Annotated in this window: 15 protein-coding genes; 6 read left to right on the top strand and 9 right to left on the bottom strand. The window is 72.5% G+C overall.

What is annotated here, in order from left to right:
- Nucleotides 1-31: 31 nt before the first annotated feature.
- The gene (locus ABZ951_RS17390; protein WP_344086910.1) at nucleotides 32-463 is read right to left on the bottom strand and encodes a nuclear transport factor 2 family protein; all 432 of its coding nucleotides are present in this window, start codon (nucleotides 461-463) and stop codon (nucleotides 32-34) included.
- A 115-nt stretch (nucleotides 464-578) separates the two neighbouring features.
- On the opposite strand from ABZ951_RS17390, the gene ABZ951_RS17385 reads away from it, so the two are divergent.
- Entirely contained in the window at nucleotides 579-1,151 is a 573-nt protein-coding gene (locus tag ABZ951_RS17385) for a PadR family transcriptional regulator (RefSeq protein WP_344086913.1), read from the top strand.
- Nucleotides 1,152-1,276: 125 nt separating this feature from the next.
- A complete protein-coding gene (locus tag ABZ951_RS17380; protein WP_344086916.1) occupies nucleotides 1,277-1,471 on the top strand; it encodes a hypothetical protein in 195 nt (64 codons plus the stop codon).
- A gap of 54 nt (nucleotides 1,472-1,525) precedes the next feature.
- Here ABZ951_RS17380 and ABZ951_RS17375 read toward each other — a convergent pair whose 3' ends face one another.
- The 3 genes from ABZ951_RS17375 to ABZ951_RS17365 form a co-directional block, all read right to left on the bottom strand.
- Complete coding sequence (locus ABZ951_RS17375; protein ID WP_344086919.1) at nucleotides 1,526-2,935, bottom strand: family 2B encapsulin nanocompartment shell protein; 1,410 nt, start codon at nucleotides 2,933-2,935, stop codon at nucleotides 1,526-1,528.
- A gap of 73 nt (nucleotides 2,936-3,008) precedes the next feature.
- On the bottom strand, nucleotides 3,009-4,418 hold the full coding sequence (locus ABZ951_RS17370) for a family 2B encapsulin nanocompartment shell protein (RefSeq protein WP_344086922.1): 1,410 nt from the start codon (nucleotides 4,416-4,418) through the stop codon (nucleotides 3,009-3,011).
- 164 nt (nucleotides 4,419-4,582) lie between these two features.
- The gene (locus ABZ951_RS17365; protein WP_344086925.1) at nucleotides 4,583-5,818 is read right to left on the bottom strand and encodes a phosphodiester glycosidase family protein; all 1,236 of its coding nucleotides are present in this window, start codon (nucleotides 5,816-5,818) and stop codon (nucleotides 4,583-4,585) included.
- Nucleotides 5,819-6,028: 210 nt separating this feature from the next.
- Between ABZ951_RS17365 and ABZ951_RS17360 the strand changes: the two genes are divergently transcribed.
- Nucleotides 6,029-6,898: a phosphatidylinositol-specific phospholipase C/glycerophosphodiester phosphodiesterase family protein gene (locus ABZ951_RS17360; protein WP_344086928.1), complete on the top strand. Its 870-nt coding sequence runs from the start codon at nucleotides 6,029-6,031 to the stop codon at nucleotides 6,896-6,898.
- Between the two features lie 384 nt (nucleotides 6,899-7,282).
- On the top strand, nucleotides 7,283-7,606 hold the full coding sequence (locus tag ABZ951_RS17355) for a hypothetical protein (protein ID WP_344086931.1): 324 nt from the start codon (nucleotides 7,283-7,285) through the stop codon (nucleotides 7,604-7,606).
- Here the strand turns inward: ABZ951_RS17355 and ABZ951_RS17350 are convergent.
- The 3 genes from ABZ951_RS17350 to ABZ951_RS17340 form a co-directional block, all read right to left on the bottom strand.
- Nucleotides 7,600-8,469 carry a YceI family protein gene (locus ABZ951_RS17350; protein ID WP_344086934.1) on the bottom strand — a complete coding sequence of 290 codons (870 nt, stop codon included), beginning with the start codon at nucleotides 8,467-8,469 and terminating at the stop codon, nucleotides 7,600-7,602. The two genes, ABZ951_RS17355 and ABZ951_RS17350, sit on opposite strands and share 7 nt — an antisense overlap.
- Before the next feature lie 169 nt (nucleotides 8,470-8,638).
- Entirely contained in the window at nucleotides 8,639-9,940 is a 1,302-nt protein-coding gene (locus tag ABZ951_RS17345) for an SWF or SNF family helicase (RefSeq protein ID WP_361280150.1), read from the bottom strand.
- Entirely contained in the window at nucleotides 9,937-12,831 is a 2,895-nt protein-coding gene (locus ABZ951_RS17340) for a DEAD/DEAH box helicase (RefSeq protein WP_361280148.1), read from the bottom strand. The genes ABZ951_RS17345 and ABZ951_RS17340 overlap by 4 nt, the downstream gene beginning before the upstream one ends.
- A gap of 248 nt (nucleotides 12,832-13,079) precedes the next feature.
- On the opposite strand from ABZ951_RS17340, the gene ABZ951_RS17335 reads away from it, so the two are divergent.
- Both ABZ951_RS17335 and ABZ951_RS17330 read left to right on the top strand, forming a co-directional pair.
- A complete protein-coding gene (locus tag ABZ951_RS17335) occupies nucleotides 13,080-14,111 on the top strand; it encodes an acyl-CoA desaturase (protein ID WP_344086943.1) in 1,032 nt (343 codons plus the stop codon).
- A gap of 66 nt (nucleotides 14,112-14,177) precedes the next feature.
- Complete coding sequence (locus ABZ951_RS17330; RefSeq protein WP_344087078.1) at nucleotides 14,178-14,360, top strand: hypothetical protein; 183 nt, start codon at nucleotides 14,178-14,180, stop codon at nucleotides 14,358-14,360.
- Here ABZ951_RS17330 and ABZ951_RS17325 read toward each other — a convergent pair.
- Both ABZ951_RS17325 and ABZ951_RS17320 read right to left on the bottom strand, forming a co-directional pair.
- Nucleotides 14,349-15,395, bottom strand: a complete 1,047-nt coding sequence (locus ABZ951_RS17325) for a TolB-like translocation protein (RefSeq protein ID WP_344086946.1) — start codon at nucleotides 15,393-15,395, stop codon at nucleotides 14,349-14,351. The genes ABZ951_RS17330 and ABZ951_RS17325 overlap by 12 nt on opposite strands.
- On the bottom strand, nucleotides 15,392-16,681 hold the full coding sequence (locus tag ABZ951_RS17320) for an MFS transporter (protein WP_344086949.1): 1,290 nt from the start codon (nucleotides 16,679-16,681) through the stop codon (nucleotides 15,392-15,394). The genes ABZ951_RS17325 and ABZ951_RS17320 overlap by 4 nt, the downstream gene beginning before the upstream one ends.

The following is a 16,681-nucleotide window of genomic DNA, read 5'->3' as shown; positions in this document are numbered from 1 at the left end:
ACGCCTTCCCCCGGGCGACGCGGCCGCCGGCCTACCCCTGGGCGGGCGGGGGGACGAGCCCGTCGGCGACCAGACCGGCCAGCACCGCCTCGCCCAGCGCGTGCACCGCCGACTGCGGGCGGACCATCACGGTGAATTCCTTGATCAGGCCCGCCTCGTCGCACTGCAGCAGGTCCATGCCGTGGATCTGCTTGCCGCTGACGGTGGTCCGGAACAGCAGGACCGCCGACGGGCTCTCCTGGCCGTCCGTGCTCGTCTCGGCCGTGCCCTCAAGGCGCCCGACGTAGCGGAAGTCCTCGAAGACGCGCAGCAGCACACCGAAGAGGCCCATCACCATGGCCTTCCCCTCGAAGGGGGTGAATTTCACCGGACTGTAGAGACGGACGTCCTCGGTGAACAGGCCGCCCAGCGCGGTGAGATCCCGCTTCTCCACGGCGGCTCGGAAGCTTTCGGCAGTCTCCATGGCCTCTCCTCGTCCCTGCCGCGGGTACCACCGCGGGCTCGATAGTCATCAATCTGACTAGTCATTTTCTTGAGTATGATGCAGGGCCGGGTGACGAAAGGGAAGGGCGGGACCGATGGCCTTGCGACACGCCGTGCTGGCGGCGCTCCTGGACGGTGAGTACAGCGGATACCAGCTGGCCAAGGCGTTCGACATCGGCGTGGCGAACTTCTGGCACGCCCTGCCCCAGCAGCTGTACGCGGAACTGACCCGGCTCGAAGGGGACGGGCTGATCGCCGGGCGGAAGGTGATCCAGGAGAACCGGCCCGACAAGCGCCTGTTCAGCGTCACGGACGCCGGGCTCGCCGAGCTGGAGCGGTTCACCGAGGCCTCGGTGAAGCCGTCGTTCATCCGCGACGACCTGCTCGTCAAGGTGCAGGCGGCGGACAGCGTCAGCGCCGGCCCGCTCATCGAACAGCTCACCGAGCGGGCCGCCGCGGCGGAGGCCCGGATCGAGCTCTTCGGCGGCCTGCTCCGGCAGATGCGCGGCGCGGCGGACGAAGAGGAATTCCTGCGCCGGGCCGAACGCGTCGGCCCCTATCTGACCTGTCTGCGCGGCCTCGCCTTCGAGCGCGACACCCGCGACTGGTGCCGCCGCAGCGCGGCCGTGCTGCGGGAGCGCCGGCACACGGCACCCGCCCGGACCTGAGCCCGGTGTCACGCCATCGGGCTGGGCATCCGCATTCCGTACCCGAATGGAGTACGGAGTCTTCCCAGGTCATCGCGGGTCATGGGCCAGACTGACGGATAATCGCTCCGTCGTGGAGGTTCGCCGTGGCTGTTACGTTCTCCGTGCTTCTGCTGCTTGTGATCCTGGCGGTGATCTTCCTGCGCAGTGGCGCTCTGCGGGCCTCCCACGCGGTGGTCTGCATCCTGCTCGGCTTCTTCCTGGCGAGCACGAGCATCGCGCCGAGCATTTCCCACGGGATCGCCACCACCACCCGCGTCATCAGCGGGGTACGGCCCTGACGCCGTAGCCGGCTCCGGCCGGACGGACCGGCGACGGCATCAGGGCCGGGCCGGCTAGGCGCGTCCGATCTCGACGTCCTCCAGGACGCCGAGGGCGTCGGGCACCAGAATGGCCGCCGAGTAGTAGGCGCTCACCAGGTACGAGGTGACCGCCTGCTCATTGATGCCCATGAAACGCACATTGAGGCTGGGCTGGTACTCGTCCGGGATGCCCGTCTGGTGGAGGCCGACCACCCCCTGGTTCTCCTCACCGGTACGCATCGCGAGGATCGAGCTCGTCCCCGACTCGCTGACCGGGATCTTGTTGCAGGGCAGCAGCGGCACGCCCCGCCAGGAACGCACCGCCGAGCCCAGGACCTCGATGGACTGGGGGTAGAGCCCACGGCTGCTGCACTCCCGGCCGAACGCGGCGATGGTGCGCGGATGCGCGAGCAGGTACTGGGTCTTGCGGCGCCGCGACAGCAGCTCGTCGAGGTCGTCGGGGGTGGGCGGGCCGGTGCGGGTGTGGATGCGCTGGCCGAGGTCGGCGTTGTGCAGCAGGCCGAACTCGCGGTTGTTGACGATCTCGTGCTCCTGGCGCTCGCGCAGCGCCTCCACTGTCAGCCGCAGCTGCTGCTCGACCTGGCTCATCGGGTCGTTGAAGAGATCCGCGACGCGGGTGTGCACCCGCAGCACGGACTGGGCCACGCTCAGTTCGTACTCCCGCGGGGAGAGCTCGTAGTCGGCGAACGTACCGGGGATGCGCGGCTCTCCGGTGTGCCCGGACGCCACCGCGATATCGGCCTCGCCGCGCTTGTTCTGCGCCGGGATGGTGCGGGAGGCGAACTCCGCGATATGGGTGCGCAGGGACGCGGAGCGCTCCGACAGCTCCTGGAACGTCTGCCGGGGGAGCGCCAGCACCGTACAGCGCGTGACCGCCCGCACGGTGAACTCCCAGGTGCCGTCCGGCTCCAGCAGCACCTGCTCGCCGAAGTGGTCGCCGTCGGCCAGCACCCGCAGCACGGTCTCGTCGCCGTACTTTCCCGGACCTGTCTGGTTGAGCTTGCCGTGCGCGATGAGGAAGACGTGATCGGCCGGGGCGCCGGCCTCCACGAGGGTGTCACCGGCCGCGTACTCGCGCTGGACGAAGCCGTCCGCGAGCGCCTCCAGCGCGGCACCGTCGTCGAACCCCCGCAGCAGGGGAAGCTCCCCCAGCTCCGGCGGGATGACCCGGACCTCGGTGCCGGTCGAGATGAACTCCACCCGGCCGTCGCCGACCGTGTAAGTGAGCCGCCTGTTGACCCGGTAGGTGCCTGCCGAGACCTGCACCCATGGCAGCACGCGCAGCAGCCAGCGGGAGGAGATCCCCTGCATCTGCGGCACGGTCTTCGTCGTCGTGGCGAGCTGTCGCGCCGCCGCTGTACCCAGGCTCAGCTGTGACTCGCCCGGCTGTGCGGTGTCCCCGGACTCCACTGACGTGGTCATGACTGGTCGTCACCCATCTGTTGCGAAAACTGACGTGAATGTGCGGTGCCGTGCGGTGTGAGCGGTGGGGGCGTCAGTGCCCGACTTCGACGTCCTCCAGAATTCCCAGGGCATCGGGAACGAGCACCGCGGCGGAATAGTAGGCGCTCACCAAATAGGAAATGATGGCCTGGTCATTGATGCCCATGAACCGGACGGAAAGGCTCGGCCGGTACTCGTCGGGAATTCCGGTGCGGTGGAGACCGACGACCCCTTGAGATTCCGACCCGGTGCGCATCAGCAGAATGGAACTGGTACCGGCGTCGCTGACCGGGATTTTGTTGCACGGGAAAATGGGCACACCGCGCCAGGCGGGCACGGCATGGCCGCTCACCTCGACGCTGTCCGGATACAGACCCCTGCTGTTGAACTCCCGGCCGATCGCGGCGATGGCGCGCGGGTGGGCCAGCAGGAAGCCGGGGTCCTTCCAGACGGTGGCCAGCAGCTCGTCGAGGTCGTCGGGGGTGGGCGGGCCGCTGCGGGTGTGGATGCGCTGCTTGAGATCGGCGTTGTGCAGCAGGCCGAACTCGCGGTTGTTGACCATCTCGTGCTCCTGGCGCTCGCGCAGCGCCTCCACCGTCAGCCGCAGCTGCTGCTCGAGCTGGTTCATCGGCTCGTTGTAGAGGTCGGCGACCCGCGAGTGCACCCGCAGCACCGTCTGGGCGACACTCAGGCCGAGCTCGCGCGGAGCCGTCTCGTAGGCGGCGAAGACGCCGGGCAGCACCGGCTCCCCGGTGTGCCCGGAGGCGACGTTGATGGCCGACTCCCCGTGCTCGTTCTGCGGGAGCGAGGCGGCGGCGCGGAACGCCTCCACGTGGGAGCGCAGCGCGGGCGCCCGCTCCTGGAGCGCGAGGAACTCCTGGCGGGGCAGCGTCAGGACCGTGCAGTTGGTGACGGCCTTGGCGGTGAAGTCCCACTCGCCGCCCTCGGGCGCCGCCAGCGCCCGGTCGCCGAAGTACTCGCCGCCGGCCAGCACGCCGAGCACCGCCGGATCGCCGTACTCGCCCTCGCGCACCTTGCTGACCTTGCCGTGCGCGATCAGGACGACCTGGTCGGCGGGCTGCCCCGCCTCCACCAGCACGTCTCCGGGGCGGTACTCCCGCTGTACGAAACGGTCCGCCAGGTCCTCCAGGACCGCCTGGTCGGTGAAGTCGCGCAGCAGCGCCAGCTCGCCCAGCTCCGCCGGGATCACCCGGACCTCCGCCCCGGTGGAGACGAACTCCACCCGGCCGTCGCCGAGGGTGTGCGTCAGCCGCCGGTTGACCCGGAAGGTGCCGCCGGGGACCTCGACCCACGACAGCATGCGAAGGAGCCACCGCGAGGTGATGCCCTGCATCTGCGGTACGGACTTTGTCGTGGTCGCCAGATTCCGTGCGGCCGCGGTGCCCAGACTCAACTGGGTGCCGTTATCGGCCTCGGCACCGGTCTCCACTGACGTCGTCATATGCGAATTCCCACCCATCAATATACGGAACGGCCCGTCAGGGAATGAGCCATTACGGAACGGCCGGCCCCGGACCCGCGATTGAGTTCTGCTCGCCCGGCTTCGAAGCTAGCAGTGGGATACGGCAGCCGCAGTCACTCGAATGGGTGGATTGACGGACGATGCTACGTTCGGACGAAAATCCCGATGCCGTTCGGAACCGCACGCTCGGAGCCGCCCGACGGGTGGTTGCGCACCAGGGCGTGCGCGTCGTCCGGAGCGCGGGTGACGAGCGTGCTCGAACCGCCCCCGTCCAGGTTCACCGCGTCGTCGGCGCCGGCCTGTCGCATGACATCCGCCAGTTCGGCGACGGTCAGCCCCGACCGGTAGTCCGGGCCGCCGTCCAGGGCCATCAGGTAGAACCGCCGCCCCTGGCCGCCCAGGCCTGCGGCGGTCCGCACGGCGGCGACCGCGTCGTCCAGGCCGGCCGGTGGACTGCCGTCGCGCAGCACCGGGAAGCCGCCGATCGCGAACCGCAGCGCCCCCGGCCGGGCGGGGGTGAGCCGCTCCTCGACGCTCACCGCATCGCCGACCCGCAGCTTGCGCAGCTCGCGCGCCCCCGCGTCGCGCCCCACCAGGACCACCGAGCCGGAGGCGATGGCACCGCGCCCCGGTGCCTGCGCGACCGCGCTCACCCGGTCGCGCTTCACGGTCAGTTCATAGGTGTCGGTGCTGCACGGCGCGCCGCGGTCGGTGTCCGTCCCGCACGTCGCCCGCAGCCGGGACGCGGTGCCCCACGCGGAGGTGTACGCGCCGATCCCGCCGACCGGGAGGGCGTACTGATTCAGGCCGCGCAGCGGCAGCCGCCGGCCCTTGGCCGTCAGGGAGCCCGCCAGCGTGAGCCGGTCGAGCCGGCCGGTGCGGTCCGTTCCCACGCCGATGACGTCCCGGGTCGTGGCGCCCGGGGGCATCGACGGGCCGAAGCGCTGCCCGTCCGGGACCGCCGCGCCCAGCCGGCGTCCGTTCGCGATCGAGGGCCCCACCGGGGCGCCCGTCGCGTCCACCCCGGGGTGCTGCGTCTCCGTGATGTTGAAGAAGTCCCCGTTGATCCCGCCCACGGCGCCGGCCCGGTCGGCCATCCGGGACACCGCGGACCGCGCGGCGACGGCCCCCGGGTACAGCAGGTCCAGCGATACCGACGGGCTGCCGAGATCTGCCGTCAGCAGGTGCCCGTACGCCCGCCCGTGCGAAGCCGTCAGCGAGAACTGCTGGTACGTCACCCCTGGCGCGACACGTGCGAGGCTCTTCAGCCGCAGTATGTGCCGAGGGGCCGCATCCGCCCAGGCGGTCCCCCCGGCCACCAGGGAAGTCCACGCCACCAGAACCGTCAGCACCGCGCGTACGCGGCTCCCACGTCTCATCACAGTCTCCCCGGAGGTCCCGTCAACTCTGGCATGACACAAGAGCGTTCACCATGCCCCGAACGAACGACAGGGAACGCGTCGGCGTCGACGCGGGCAACTCTTGTCACTTCCCTGCCCAGAGGCCCTGTGGGCCCGGATACTCACAACAGTCAGCACGCGTGGCCCGGGCGTCAGAGCACGTTGACGCCCGTCGACCCGGGAGAGGCAATGACCCTTCGTACGCGCCGTGCAGCCGTCCTCACCTTCGGAGCCGCCCTCACCGGCTCCCTCGCGAGCCCGGCCCTCGCCGAGGCGGCCGGCCGGTGGTCCCGCACGGGCGGGGAAGCCGGCCGGGCGCCGCTGGCCCGCGCCCACGCGCACAACGACTACGCGCACCCGCACCCGCTCACCGACGCGCTTTCCCACGGGTTCGGCAGCGTCGAGGCCGACATCTGGCTCGTGGAGGGCCAACTCCTCGTCGCCCACGACGCGTCCGAGCTCGATCCGGCCCGCACCCTCGAAGGGCTCTACCTCGACCCGCTGCTGGAGCGCGTCCGGGCCGGGCACGGCCGGGTCTACCCGGGCCACGGCCTGTCCCTGCAACTGCTCATCGACATCAAGACCGCCGGTGACCCCACCTACCGCGAACTCTCCCGCCGCCTGCGCCCCTACCGGTCGATGCTCAGCGTCTGCAAGGACGGCGTGGTACGCCGCGGCGCGGTCACCGCCGTCATCTCGGGCGACCGGGGGGCGTGGATCCCCATGGCCCAGGAACGCCGCCGGCGTGCCTTCTACGACGGGCGCCTCACCGACCTGGGCGGCGCCCCCGCCTCCTTCACGCCGCTCGTCAGCGACAACTGGAACCTCCACTTCGCCTGGCAGGGTGACGGCCCGATGCCCCCTCAGGAACGGGCGAGGCTGAGGGACTTCGCCGCCACCGCCCACGCGGAAGGCAGACGGGTGAGGTTCTGGGCCACGCCCGACCGGCCGGGCCCGGCCCGTGAGGCGGTGTGGCGGGAGCTCCTGGCCGCCCGCGTGGACCACCTCAACACCGACGACCTGGCCGGTCTGGAGGCGTTCCTCCGCGCGGGCCGCTGAGGAGCCCATCGAGGAGTCCATTGAGCAGTCCACGCTTCCGGCGGTGGACATCGAGGCGACAGACACCGGTGAATCGTATGTTTTATGGATCTTTGCCCCGGGAACGCCACGCGGGGTCGTCAGGCGATTGCGCCGGGTGGAATGTCGCGATCCCGCACGGAAGGTGTGGCGGTCCTGTCACCGGCCGGTGTCAGGGGTGCGCCGGAGAGGACGCTGAGACCCATGGCCCCTACTTCCGGCCCACCCGCACCCCCGCCCGGACCGCCGTACGGTCCGCCCCCGGGCCCGCCGCCCCCGCCGTCGTCACCGCCGCCGGGCGGATTCGGCCCCGCCCAGCCGCCCTGGCCCCCGGAGCCGCCCCGGGGCGACGGTTCCGGGCGACGGGTGGCGATCGCCGTGACCGTGCTGGTGGCGGTGGCCGCGCTGGCGCTGGGGGCGGTGCTGGTCATCGGGGACGGCGAGGACGACAGGCCGGACGGCCCGGGAGGGTTTCCGACGGCCTCGTTCGACATCCCCAGCGGGCTGCCGTCGGGGCTGCCGTCCGGACTTCCCTCGGGCCTTCCGTCCAACCTTCCGACGAGCCTGCCCTCAGGGCTGCCCTCGGGTTTTCCCACGAGCCTGCCCAGCGGCTTCCCCACGAGCATCTTCCCGGGGCCGGCCGGTGACCACGAGGGTCCCGCGGCCGGGCGGGTCGGGCTGGCTCACTGATCGGGCACGGCCTGGATGTCGAGCTCGATCCTGATCGTCGCCCCGATCATGGCGATGCCCCGCCGGATCATGGAGCGCCAGTCGAGGGTGAAGTCCTCGCGGTGCAGCTCGGTGGTGGCCGAGCAAGCGGCGCGGGTCTCGCCCATGATGCCGGTGCCGATGCCCAGGTAGCGGGTGTCGAGGGAGATGTTCCGGCTGACGCCGTGCAGGTTGAGCACGCCGTGGACCGTCCACCGGGAGCCGCCGCGGTGTGCGAAGCGCTCGCTGGTGAACTGCATGTACGGGAAGCCCGCGACGTTGAGGAACTCGGCGGAGCGCAGGTGCTCGTCGCGCTGCGCGACTCCGGTGTCGATGCTCGACGTGTCGATCACCACGTCGAGCCGCGAGTCGTCCATGGTCTCGCCGATCCACAGGGTGCCCTCGAACCGGTTGAACCGGCCGTGGACCTCGGCGAGTCCGATGTGCCGGGCGATGAAGCGCACGGCCGTGTGATCCGGGTCGATGCGCCACCTGCCCGGTGCCGGCATGGCGGGCGCGGGCGCCGGTTCCATGGTCACCGGGTCGAGGGAGGTCCGGACGCCGTCCGCGGACTGGAAGGCGCGGCGAACGGGCTGCAGCCCGTCCGCCGTCACGGCGAGGCTGTACTCGCCGGGCGCCACCGTCGTCGCGAAGCGGCCGTGCGGGTCGGTCTGGCCGTGGACGACTTCCCGGCCGTCGGCGTCCCGCACGGACACCTCCGCTCTGTGCAGCGGCAACTGCACCGGGTCGAGGACGACGCAGTCCAGAGCCCCCGCGCCGTACGGAATCGGTGCGGTCTCCCGGTGGAGAGAACGCTGGTAGCGGCGCAGCAGGGCGAAAGCCATCCCAATGGGCCTTTCTATGACCAGAAGGTGATTGAACAGTAGATCACCATATTCTGGTGCCGATAGGCAAAATATCGCCTGTCACCTTTGAAAGTGACAATAGGGTGCTTTGCTACCTTCGATTCCTGTGTCGCGCGCGGAGGGCCCCTGACCGGCCCCGCCGGGCGGGTCAGCCGTCACGTGCGTCCTCTCCGCCTGGTCCGCCCGGTCCGCCCAGTCCCGCGAGGGCCGCCGCCGGGTCGTGGTCGCAGGGTCCGGCCGGCTCCCAGCGGCCGCCCTCCTTGCGGTAGGGCCACCAGCGGCCGTCACGCCCGTAGCGCAATTGCGCATCCATGCCGACCACCGTCCACCGGTTGCGCGTCGCCCGCAGCGCAGGGGCGCCTTCCCCCTCCCAGGCGGCCGACAGCTGGGCCCGGGCGCGTGCGAGCGCCTCGGGTCCCGGGGCCCACTCCTCCTCCAGGACGGCCAGGGCCGGCGGCCCGCCATGGCGCCAGGCCCGCACGGCCCGGGCCAGTTCGCCGCGGTCCCGGCCGGAGCCCGCCGCGAGCCGGGCGGTGACCGCGGCGGGCGGACCCACGGCGGCGAGGCGCACCGCGTCCTGCGCCACCGTCAGCTCCTCCGGCACCGGGGTCCGCTCGTGACCCTGGGTCAGGGCCTCGGCCAGCAGCTGCCGAGCCCGGGCGGCGGCGGCCGCGACGAGGAACTCCAGCGCCTCCACGTCGAGTCCGGGCGCGGGAGGGGTGTCACCGGCGAGTACGGGCGGGCGGCCGGCGACGTCCACGGCGGGCGGCGGCGCGGGCAGCCGCGGCACGGTGGAACCGGCCGCGAACACCTCACGGGCCGGCACGCCGGCCGGCGCCTCCGTGGCCGCCTCCGGCACACCGGCCGCGCCGCGCGAGACGCTGCGCGCCTGCAGCTCGTCCAGCAGCTCGCGCTCCCCCCGCCCGCGCATCAGCAGCAGCACGAACGGGTCCTGGTCGAGCAGTCGCGCCACCTGGTGGCACAGGGCCACCGTGTGCTGGCAGTGGTCCCAGGCGTCACAGGTGCACTCCGGCTCCAGATCCCCGATCCCGGGCAGCAGTTCGACACCGGCCGCGAGCGCGTCCTCGACCAGGTGGGTCGGTATCTCGCCGTCGAGGAGCGCGGCGATGTGACCGGCCCGGTCGGCCACCAGGTCCAGCAGCCGGTCCCAATGGGCGTCGGAGAGCTCCTGGACGACCACGTCGGACCGGCGGGAAGTACCGTCGCGGTCGCGGACGACCGCGGTGATCCGGCCCGGACGGACGGACACCGCGCCCACCGCGCCCGCGCGCGCGTACCTGCGCCCGGCCTTCACCTGCGCGCTGTCCAGGGCCGTGTCCTCCAGCGCCTTGAGCCAGGCCAGGCCCCACCAGCTGCCGGCGAAGGCGCGGCCGCGTTCGGGAGGCAGCGCCTCGAAGGTGCGCTCCGTACCCCGGTCGTGTCCGGTCAACGTCCGGCCCCCCTCAGTGCGACGAGATCCGCCAGTTCGGCGTCGGTCAGTTCGGTCAGAGCGGCCTCGGCCGAGCCCAGGACGGCGTCGGCCAGGGCCTGCTTGCGGGTGAGCATCTCCGCGATGCGGTCCTCGATGGTGCCCTCCGCGATCAGGCGGTGCACCTGCACGGGCTGGGTCTGTCCGATGCGGTAGGCGCGGTCGGTCGCCTGTGCCTCGACGGCCGGGTTCCACCAGCGGTCGAAATGGATCACATGACCGGCGCGGGTGAGGTTCAAGCCCGTGCCCGCGGCCTTCAACGACAGCAGGAAGACCGGCACTTCGCCGTCCTGGAAGCTGCGCACCATCTCCTCGCGCCGCGGCACCGGGGTCCCGCCGTGCAGCAGCCGGGCCGGGACACCGCGGGCGGCCAGATGCTGTTCGAGCAGCCGGGCCATCTGTACATACTGCGTGAAGATCAGCACGCTGGCGCCTTCGGCGAGGATGGTGTCCAGCAGTTCGTCGAGCAGTTCGATCTTGCCGGAGCGGCCCGTGATCCTCGGGTCGTCCTCCTTCAGGAACTGCGCCGGGTGATTGCAGATCTGCTTCAGGCCGGTGAGGAGCTTCACGATCAGACCGCGCCGCTCGAAGCCGTCCGCCGCCTCCACCTCGGCGAGGACCTCCCGCACCACGGCCTCGTACAGGGCCGCCTGCTCCTTGGTGAGCGCGACCGTGCGGTCCGTCTCGGTCTTCGGAGGCAGCTCGGGGGCGATGCCGGGGTCGGACTTGCGGCGGCGCAGCAGGAAGGGCCGGACGAGGGCACCCAGGCGCTCGGCGGCGGCCGGGTCCGCGCCGCCCTCGACGGCCTGGGCGTAACGCCTGCGGAACGCCGCCAGGGAGCCGAGGAGGCCGGGCGTCGTCCAGTCGAGGATGGCCCACAGCTCGGAGAGGTTGTTCTCCACCGGGGTGCCGGACAGCGCGACGCGAGCCTTGGCGCCGATGGTCCGCAGTTGCTTCGCCGTTCCGGAGTACGGGTTCTTGACGTGCTGGGCCTCGTCGGCGACGACCATGCCCCAGCCCGCCTCGGCCAGGCGCCGCGCGTCCAGCCGCATCGTGCCGTACGTCGTGAGGACGAACTCCCCGGCCGACAAGCCCTCCAGGGACCGTGCGGGGCCGTGGAAGCGGCGGACGGGCGTCCCCGGGGCGAAACGTTCGATCTCGCGCTGCCAGTTGCCCATCAGGGACGTGGGGCAGACGACGAGCGTGGGCCCCGCCGCCTCGGGCAGCGTCTGCCGGTGCAGGTGGAGGGCGATGAGCGTCACGGTCTTGCCGAGGCCCATGTCGTCCGCGAGGCAGCCGCCCAGGCCGAGCGAGGTCATCCGGTGCAGCCAGTCGAGGCCGCGCAGCTGGTAGTCGCGCAAGGTGGCCCGGAGGGCGACGGGCTGGGCCAGAGGCTCCTGCGAGCGCTCCGGGTCGGCGATCCGGTCGCGGAGCGCCGCCAGCCAGCCGGTGGCCTCCACCTCGACCGCGCCCCGGCCGTCCTGGCCGGTCTCACCCGCACGGCCGGTGAGGGCCGCGCCCAGCGCCTCGAGCGGGGTGACCTTGCGCTCCTGCCGGTCCCGTGCACGGCGCACCGATTCCGGGTCGATGAGCACCCATTGGTCGCGCAGGCGGACGGCGGGCCGGCTGGCCTCCGCGAGCCGGTCCAGCTCCTCCTTCGTCAGCTCCTGGTCACCGATGGCGAAACGCCAGCCGAACGTCAACAGCGCGCCGGCCGACAGCAGGGACGGCATACCCGAGCCGTCGCTGCCGAAGCGCCGGCCGTCACCGTCGTCGTCCGGCGGCCCGATGACCGCGCGGGTGGTGAGCTTGCGGGCCAGCTCCTTGGGCCAGTGGACCTGCACTCCGGTGGCATCCAGCGCCTCGGACGCGGCACCGAGCAGCTCGCCGACCTCCTCGTCGGCGAGGTCGATGGCATCGGGGGCCGCCGCGTCGAGCAGCGGGGAGAGCGCGGGCCACGCGCGGGCCGCGCGGCGCAGCGCGAGCAGCGCGTTCATCCGGGCGTTCCGGCCGAGCGCGGCCGCCACGGGGGAGGCGCCGGACCAGACGTCGGCGGCGTCCGCGACGAGCGCCGGGTCGTTGAGGCTGTGCAACTGCAGCACGGCGCGGAAGCGCGGGGCGGCCTGATCCTCCCCGGCCGCGCCGTCCGGTGCCGTGGTGAGCCCCCCGACCTCGACCCGCAGGGAGAGCCGCACCCCCGCGTCGTGCCCGGCGGCGATCCCCGCCGCCCAGGCGCGCTGCTCGGGCAGGCGCCGCGGCTCGGTGGCGGCGAAGGCGGGCCCGCCTGCCGCGGTCGCCGCGGCGGGGGAGCGGGGGAGACCGTCGGCGACGGCGTCGAGGAAGGCGTGGACGAGCCGCTCCGGCTCCGGCAGCAGCAGCGGGTCCGTGTCCGGGAGCGGCACGGCGTGGGCGGAGGGCGGCATGGCGGCGGCCAGCTCGCGCACCCGGAGCAGGTCGTCCGGCGCGAGCGGGCCGACGCGCCACGCGTCGTGATCGGTCGCGGTCAGCCCCGGCAGGAGCCGCCCGCGGGCGGCCAGCTGCAGGGCCAGTACGGCCGCGGTTCCCCAGAAGGCCGCGGCCTCGTCGGCCTGTGCGGCACGGGCGCGGGTCAGTACGGGCAGCGCCTGCCGTACGGGCAGGACGACGGCCCGCACGGTCGTGGTGGTGACCTCGGTGCCGTCGGGTACGGCGACGGTCAGCTCCTCGATATCGCCCGGCCCACCGGGCGCTTCGCCGTCCGGTCGCCAGAAGGCGACGCGTCCGGTGCGCGCGGGGTCGCCGGGGAGGAAGGCCGCCCGGCAGCGGGTGAGCAGGGAGACCTCGGAGGGTGTTGCGGCAGGGGGCGGTGTCACAGGGCTGCGCATTCCTCAAATTTGACTAGTGGAGTCAGGAGCGGCCGAGGGTACAGGACAGAATGCCCGGAGGGGCATCCTCCTCTTGTGATCCGCGGCACATGGCGGGGAGGGGTGTATCCAAACCCCCCATCCCCGCGGGGGGATTGCCCCCGTTCGATCGGGGTGGTGACGCCATGGCCGTCCGGTATCCCGCGTCCGTACGTTCGGTGGAGTCAGCACATCTGTCCCGACCGTCCGGAGACCTCATGCCCCAGGCCGCCACCCTGCTCGCGGAACCGTCCGCCGGCAGCGACTTCGCACCGCTGTTGCGCCGCGTCCGGGAGCAAGGGCTCCTCGAACGCCGACGGGGCCGCTATGCGCTGACCGTCGCCGGCAACCTGCTCGCGCTCGCGGCCACGGCCACGGGCATCGTGCTCAGCGGCGATTCGTGGTGGACGCTGCTGCTGACCGCACCTCTGGCGGTGTTCGCCTCTCGTGCCGCCTTCATCGGACACGACAGCGGACACGCGCAGATAGGGCGCACCCGGCGCGGCAACCGCGTGCTGGGCCTCATCCACTCCGACCTGCTCCTGGGCATGAGCTACGGCTGGTGGAACGACAAGCACAACCGGCACCACGCCAACCCCAACCACATCGACAAGGACCCGGACGTCGGCGTCGGCGCCCTCGTCTGGACGCGGCAGCAGGCCGCGCAACGGCAGGGGTTCACCCGCTGGCTGACCCGCCATCAGGCCCGGCTCTTCTTCCCGATGCTGCTGCTCGAAGGCATCAACCTGAAGATTTCAGGCGTACGCGACCTCAAAAGGCAGGAAGCGGGCGAACGCCGGACCGAAGCGGTCCTGCTGGTCCTCCACGCGGCGGGCTATCTGACGCTGCTGCTGTCCTCGATGTCCCCCGGCAAGGCGGTCGTCTTCGCCCTCGTCCACCACGCCCTCTTCGGGCTCCACCTCGGCATGGCCTTCGCCCCCAACCACAAGGGAATGGAGATGCCGGACCCGGACGGCGAGCGCTGGGGACACCTGCGCCGCCAGGTGCTCACGTCACGCAACGTGCGCGGCGGCCCGCTGACCGACTGGTTCCTCGGCGGTCTGAACTACCAGATCGAACACCACCTCTTCCCGAACATGCCCCGCCCCCACCTGCGGCTCGCGCAGCCCCTCGTCCGCGCCCACTGCCTGGCCGCAGGGCTCCCGTACACGGAGACCGGGCTGATCGACTCCTACCGGCAGGCGCTGCGCCACATGCACGACGTCGGCGCCCCCCTGCGGGCCGGCTGAGGAACCAGCGGGGGCCGCCGGTCGTTCCCAGGACAGAGCGGCTGCTGTCGCGAAGGAGGCAGGGACATAAGCAACAGGGCCAAGGTCGCCGTCGGCGGTGTGGCGGTGGGAGTGATCCTGCTGTGGGTGCTGCCCTTCTGGGCGGCGCTGCTGGTGATCGTCGGCGTGCCGGTCGGCGCGTACCTGACACTGGACTCCTCGCAGCGCAGAAGGCTGCGCCGGGTCTCCCGCAAGGAGCTACGGCGCTGAGGAGGCACCGCTCTGCGGCCGGCCGGTGAAAGCCGGGGCCAGCGCGGCGGCCATCGAGACCGCGGGAGCGCCGGAGCCGTCCGCCGGGACGGTCCACAGGTCGGCTCCGTAGTTTCCGGGCAGTGAGTAGACGAGGGTCTGTCCGTCCTGCCACGCCGCCTGGTCGTCTATGCTCCGCCGTTCGGCCGTGGCGCTCTCGCGCAGGGTGCGCAGATCCAGGACGTACAGCCGCCACGGCGCGTCGGAGGAGGGGCCTTCGACGCGCTTCTTGTAAGCGATCCGGGTTCCGTCGGGTGACAGGGACGGGCACTCCACGTTGGTGTGCAGAGCCCGCAGCGTCCGCTCAGCGCGGTCGCCGCGCACCAGGTACGTCCGTCCGCCGGTGGCGGCGGTGGCGTAGAAGCGCGTGTCGTCGACGAAGGTGACACCCCAGATGTTGATGTCCACCGCTGTGTGCGGCCGGCCGTCCAGGAAGAGCCGGTAGTCCTCCAGGCTGCGGTCCAGCCGCCCGGTGCGGAGGTCGAGGACCGACGTCCGCGTGGAGAAGGCCGCCCCCGCGTACGAGTCCCCGCTCACGAAGACGGTCCAGGCGACGCTCCGCCCGTCGGGGGAGACCCGGGCCCGCGAGGGCACGCCCGCGAGGTCGTAGCGGCGCAGCTCGCGCAGCCGCGCGTCGAGGACCACCGCGCGGTAGCTCTCGCGGAGGGTGCCGTGCACCGCCTGGAGGCAGATCCCGGTGCCCGCGGCCGTGTGGAACCGCAGACAGCGGACGCCGGACGCGGTACGGGGGCCGGTCGGCCGCGCGGTCGGCACGGCCGCGATCTCGTCACGGTGCGGCCCCCAGGCCATGTTCCGGAAGACGCTCAGCCCCGGGGTGTCCAGGGCGACCGCGCCGGAACGCACGGACGGGCCGTCCTTCCGGGCGCGGTCCTTCTCGGCCGCCCGCCCCGCGGCGTGGAGGGTGGTGCCCACGGCGACGGCGCCCAGGACCAGGACGGCGACGAGCAGGGCGAGGACACGGCTGTTGCGGTTCAACGGGCAGTCTCCGGGGCGGCGTCGGGTGAGGGGCGGAGCAGCAGCACGCTGACGGCGGCCGATACGGCCAGGCCCGCCCCGGCGGCGCACAGCGCCGTCCGGTCGCCCCACAGCGTCCAGGCCGCGCCGAATGCGATCGAACATACGAAGCGGGCTGCGGCCTGGCCGGTCTGCACCACCGCCAGGCCGCTGCCGCGGATCTCCTCCGGTACGGCGTCAGCGGCCGCGGCGGCGAGGACGCCGTCGGTGGCCGCGTAGAAGCTTCCGTGCAGGGCGAGCGTGAGCCACAGCAGGGCGCGGGAGTCCCCGAGCGGGGCGACGAGCAGGCCGTACGCCGCGAGCAGGGCCAGGTGGCCGCAGAGGAACAGCCGGCGTCTGCCGACCCGGTCGGCGACGGCGCCGAGCGGGACGGCCAGCAGGAGAAATGCGGCCGCGGCACCGAGCGGGAGGAGGGGGAACCACGCCTCCGGCAGGTCCAGCCGCCGTTGCAGGGTGAGGTAGAGGAAGGAGTCGCTGACCGTCGTCAGACCCAGCAGCGCCGCACACCCGGTCAGTCGGCGGACACCGGGCCGGCGCAGGGCGGCACGCAGCGGCGCGCGGCCGGGCGCGCGCATGTCGGCACCACCGGCGCTGCTCCGGCCCGCGGACCGTCCGGGGACGAACAGCAGGAGGACGACGACCCCCAGTGCGGCCACACAGCCGCTGACGGTGAACACCGCGTCATAGCCGTCGGCCGCCGCCCGCAGGATCACGAAGGCGAGCAGCGGGCCGAGCAGGGCCCCGGCCGTGTCCATGGCCCGGTGCACGCCGAAGGCCCGGCCCCGGGCCCCGGGCGCGCACGCCAGCGAGATCATCGCGTCGCGCGGAGCCGTCCGCAGCCCCTTGCCCGTACGGTCGGCGGCGAGTACCGCGCCGATCGAAGGCACGCTGTGCGCGACGAGCAGCAGGGGCTTGCACACGGCGGACAGGCCGTAGCCCGCCGCCGCCACCCGCTTGTGGCTGCCGCCGCCACGGTCGGAGAGCCTGCCGCCGATGAGGCGTACGAGCGCGCTGACGCCGTTGTGGATGCCGTCCAGGAGGCCGAAGCCCAGCGGGGAGAGGCCGAGACCGGCGACGAGGTACAGCGGCAGGACGGCGGTCACCATCTCCGAGGAGACGTCGGTGATGAGACTGACGGAACCCAGTGCGAACACCGCCCCGGGTACGGCGGCCCGCCGGCCGGGGAGGGGGCGCCGGCCGGCGGTGTCGGAGGGGTCCGGAGTGGTGCGGCTGTCCGTGAGGTACAC

It is taken from the genome of Streptomyces sp. NPDC046215 (assembly GCF_040646215.1).
Taxonomy (GTDB): Bacteria; Actinomycetota; Actinomycetes; order Streptomycetales; family Streptomycetaceae; genus Streptomyces; species Streptomyces stramineus.
The sequence above is the reverse complement of the archived record's forward strand: the minus strand, read 5'-3'. Positions and strand labels throughout refer to the sequence as shown.

Coding starts and splice junctions, on each gene's coding strand:
- ABZ951_RS17365 (WP_344086925.1), bottom strand. CDS start 5,818: ATGAGACGTGGGAGCCGCGTACGCGCGGTGCTGACGGTTCTGGTGGCG.
- ABZ951_RS17360 (WP_344086928.1), top strand. CDS start 6,029: ATGACCCTTCGTACGCGCCGTGCAGCCGTCCTCACCTTCGGAGCCGCC.
- ABZ951_RS17375 (WP_344086919.1), bottom strand. CDS start 2,935: ATGACCACGTCAGTGGAGTCCGGGGACACCGCACAGCCGGGCGAGTCA.
- ABZ951_RS17335 (WP_344086943.1), top strand. CDS start 13,080: ATGCCCCAGGCCGCCACCCTGCTCGCGGAACCGTCCGCCGGCAGCGAC.
- ABZ951_RS17370 (WP_344086922.1), bottom strand. CDS start 4,418: ATGACGACGTCAGTGGAGACCGGTGCCGAGGCCGATAACGGCACCCAG.
- ABZ951_RS17385 (WP_344086913.1), top strand. CDS start 579: ATGGCCTTGCGACACGCCGTGCTGGCGGCGCTCCTGGACGGTGAGTAC.
- ABZ951_RS17390 (WP_344086910.1), bottom strand. CDS start 463: ATGGAGACTGCCGAAAGCTTCCGAGCCGCCGTGGAGAAGCGGGATCTC.
- ABZ951_RS17350 (WP_344086934.1), bottom strand. CDS start 8,469: ATGGCTTTCGCCCTGCTGCGCCGCTACCAGCGTTCTCTCCACCGGGAG.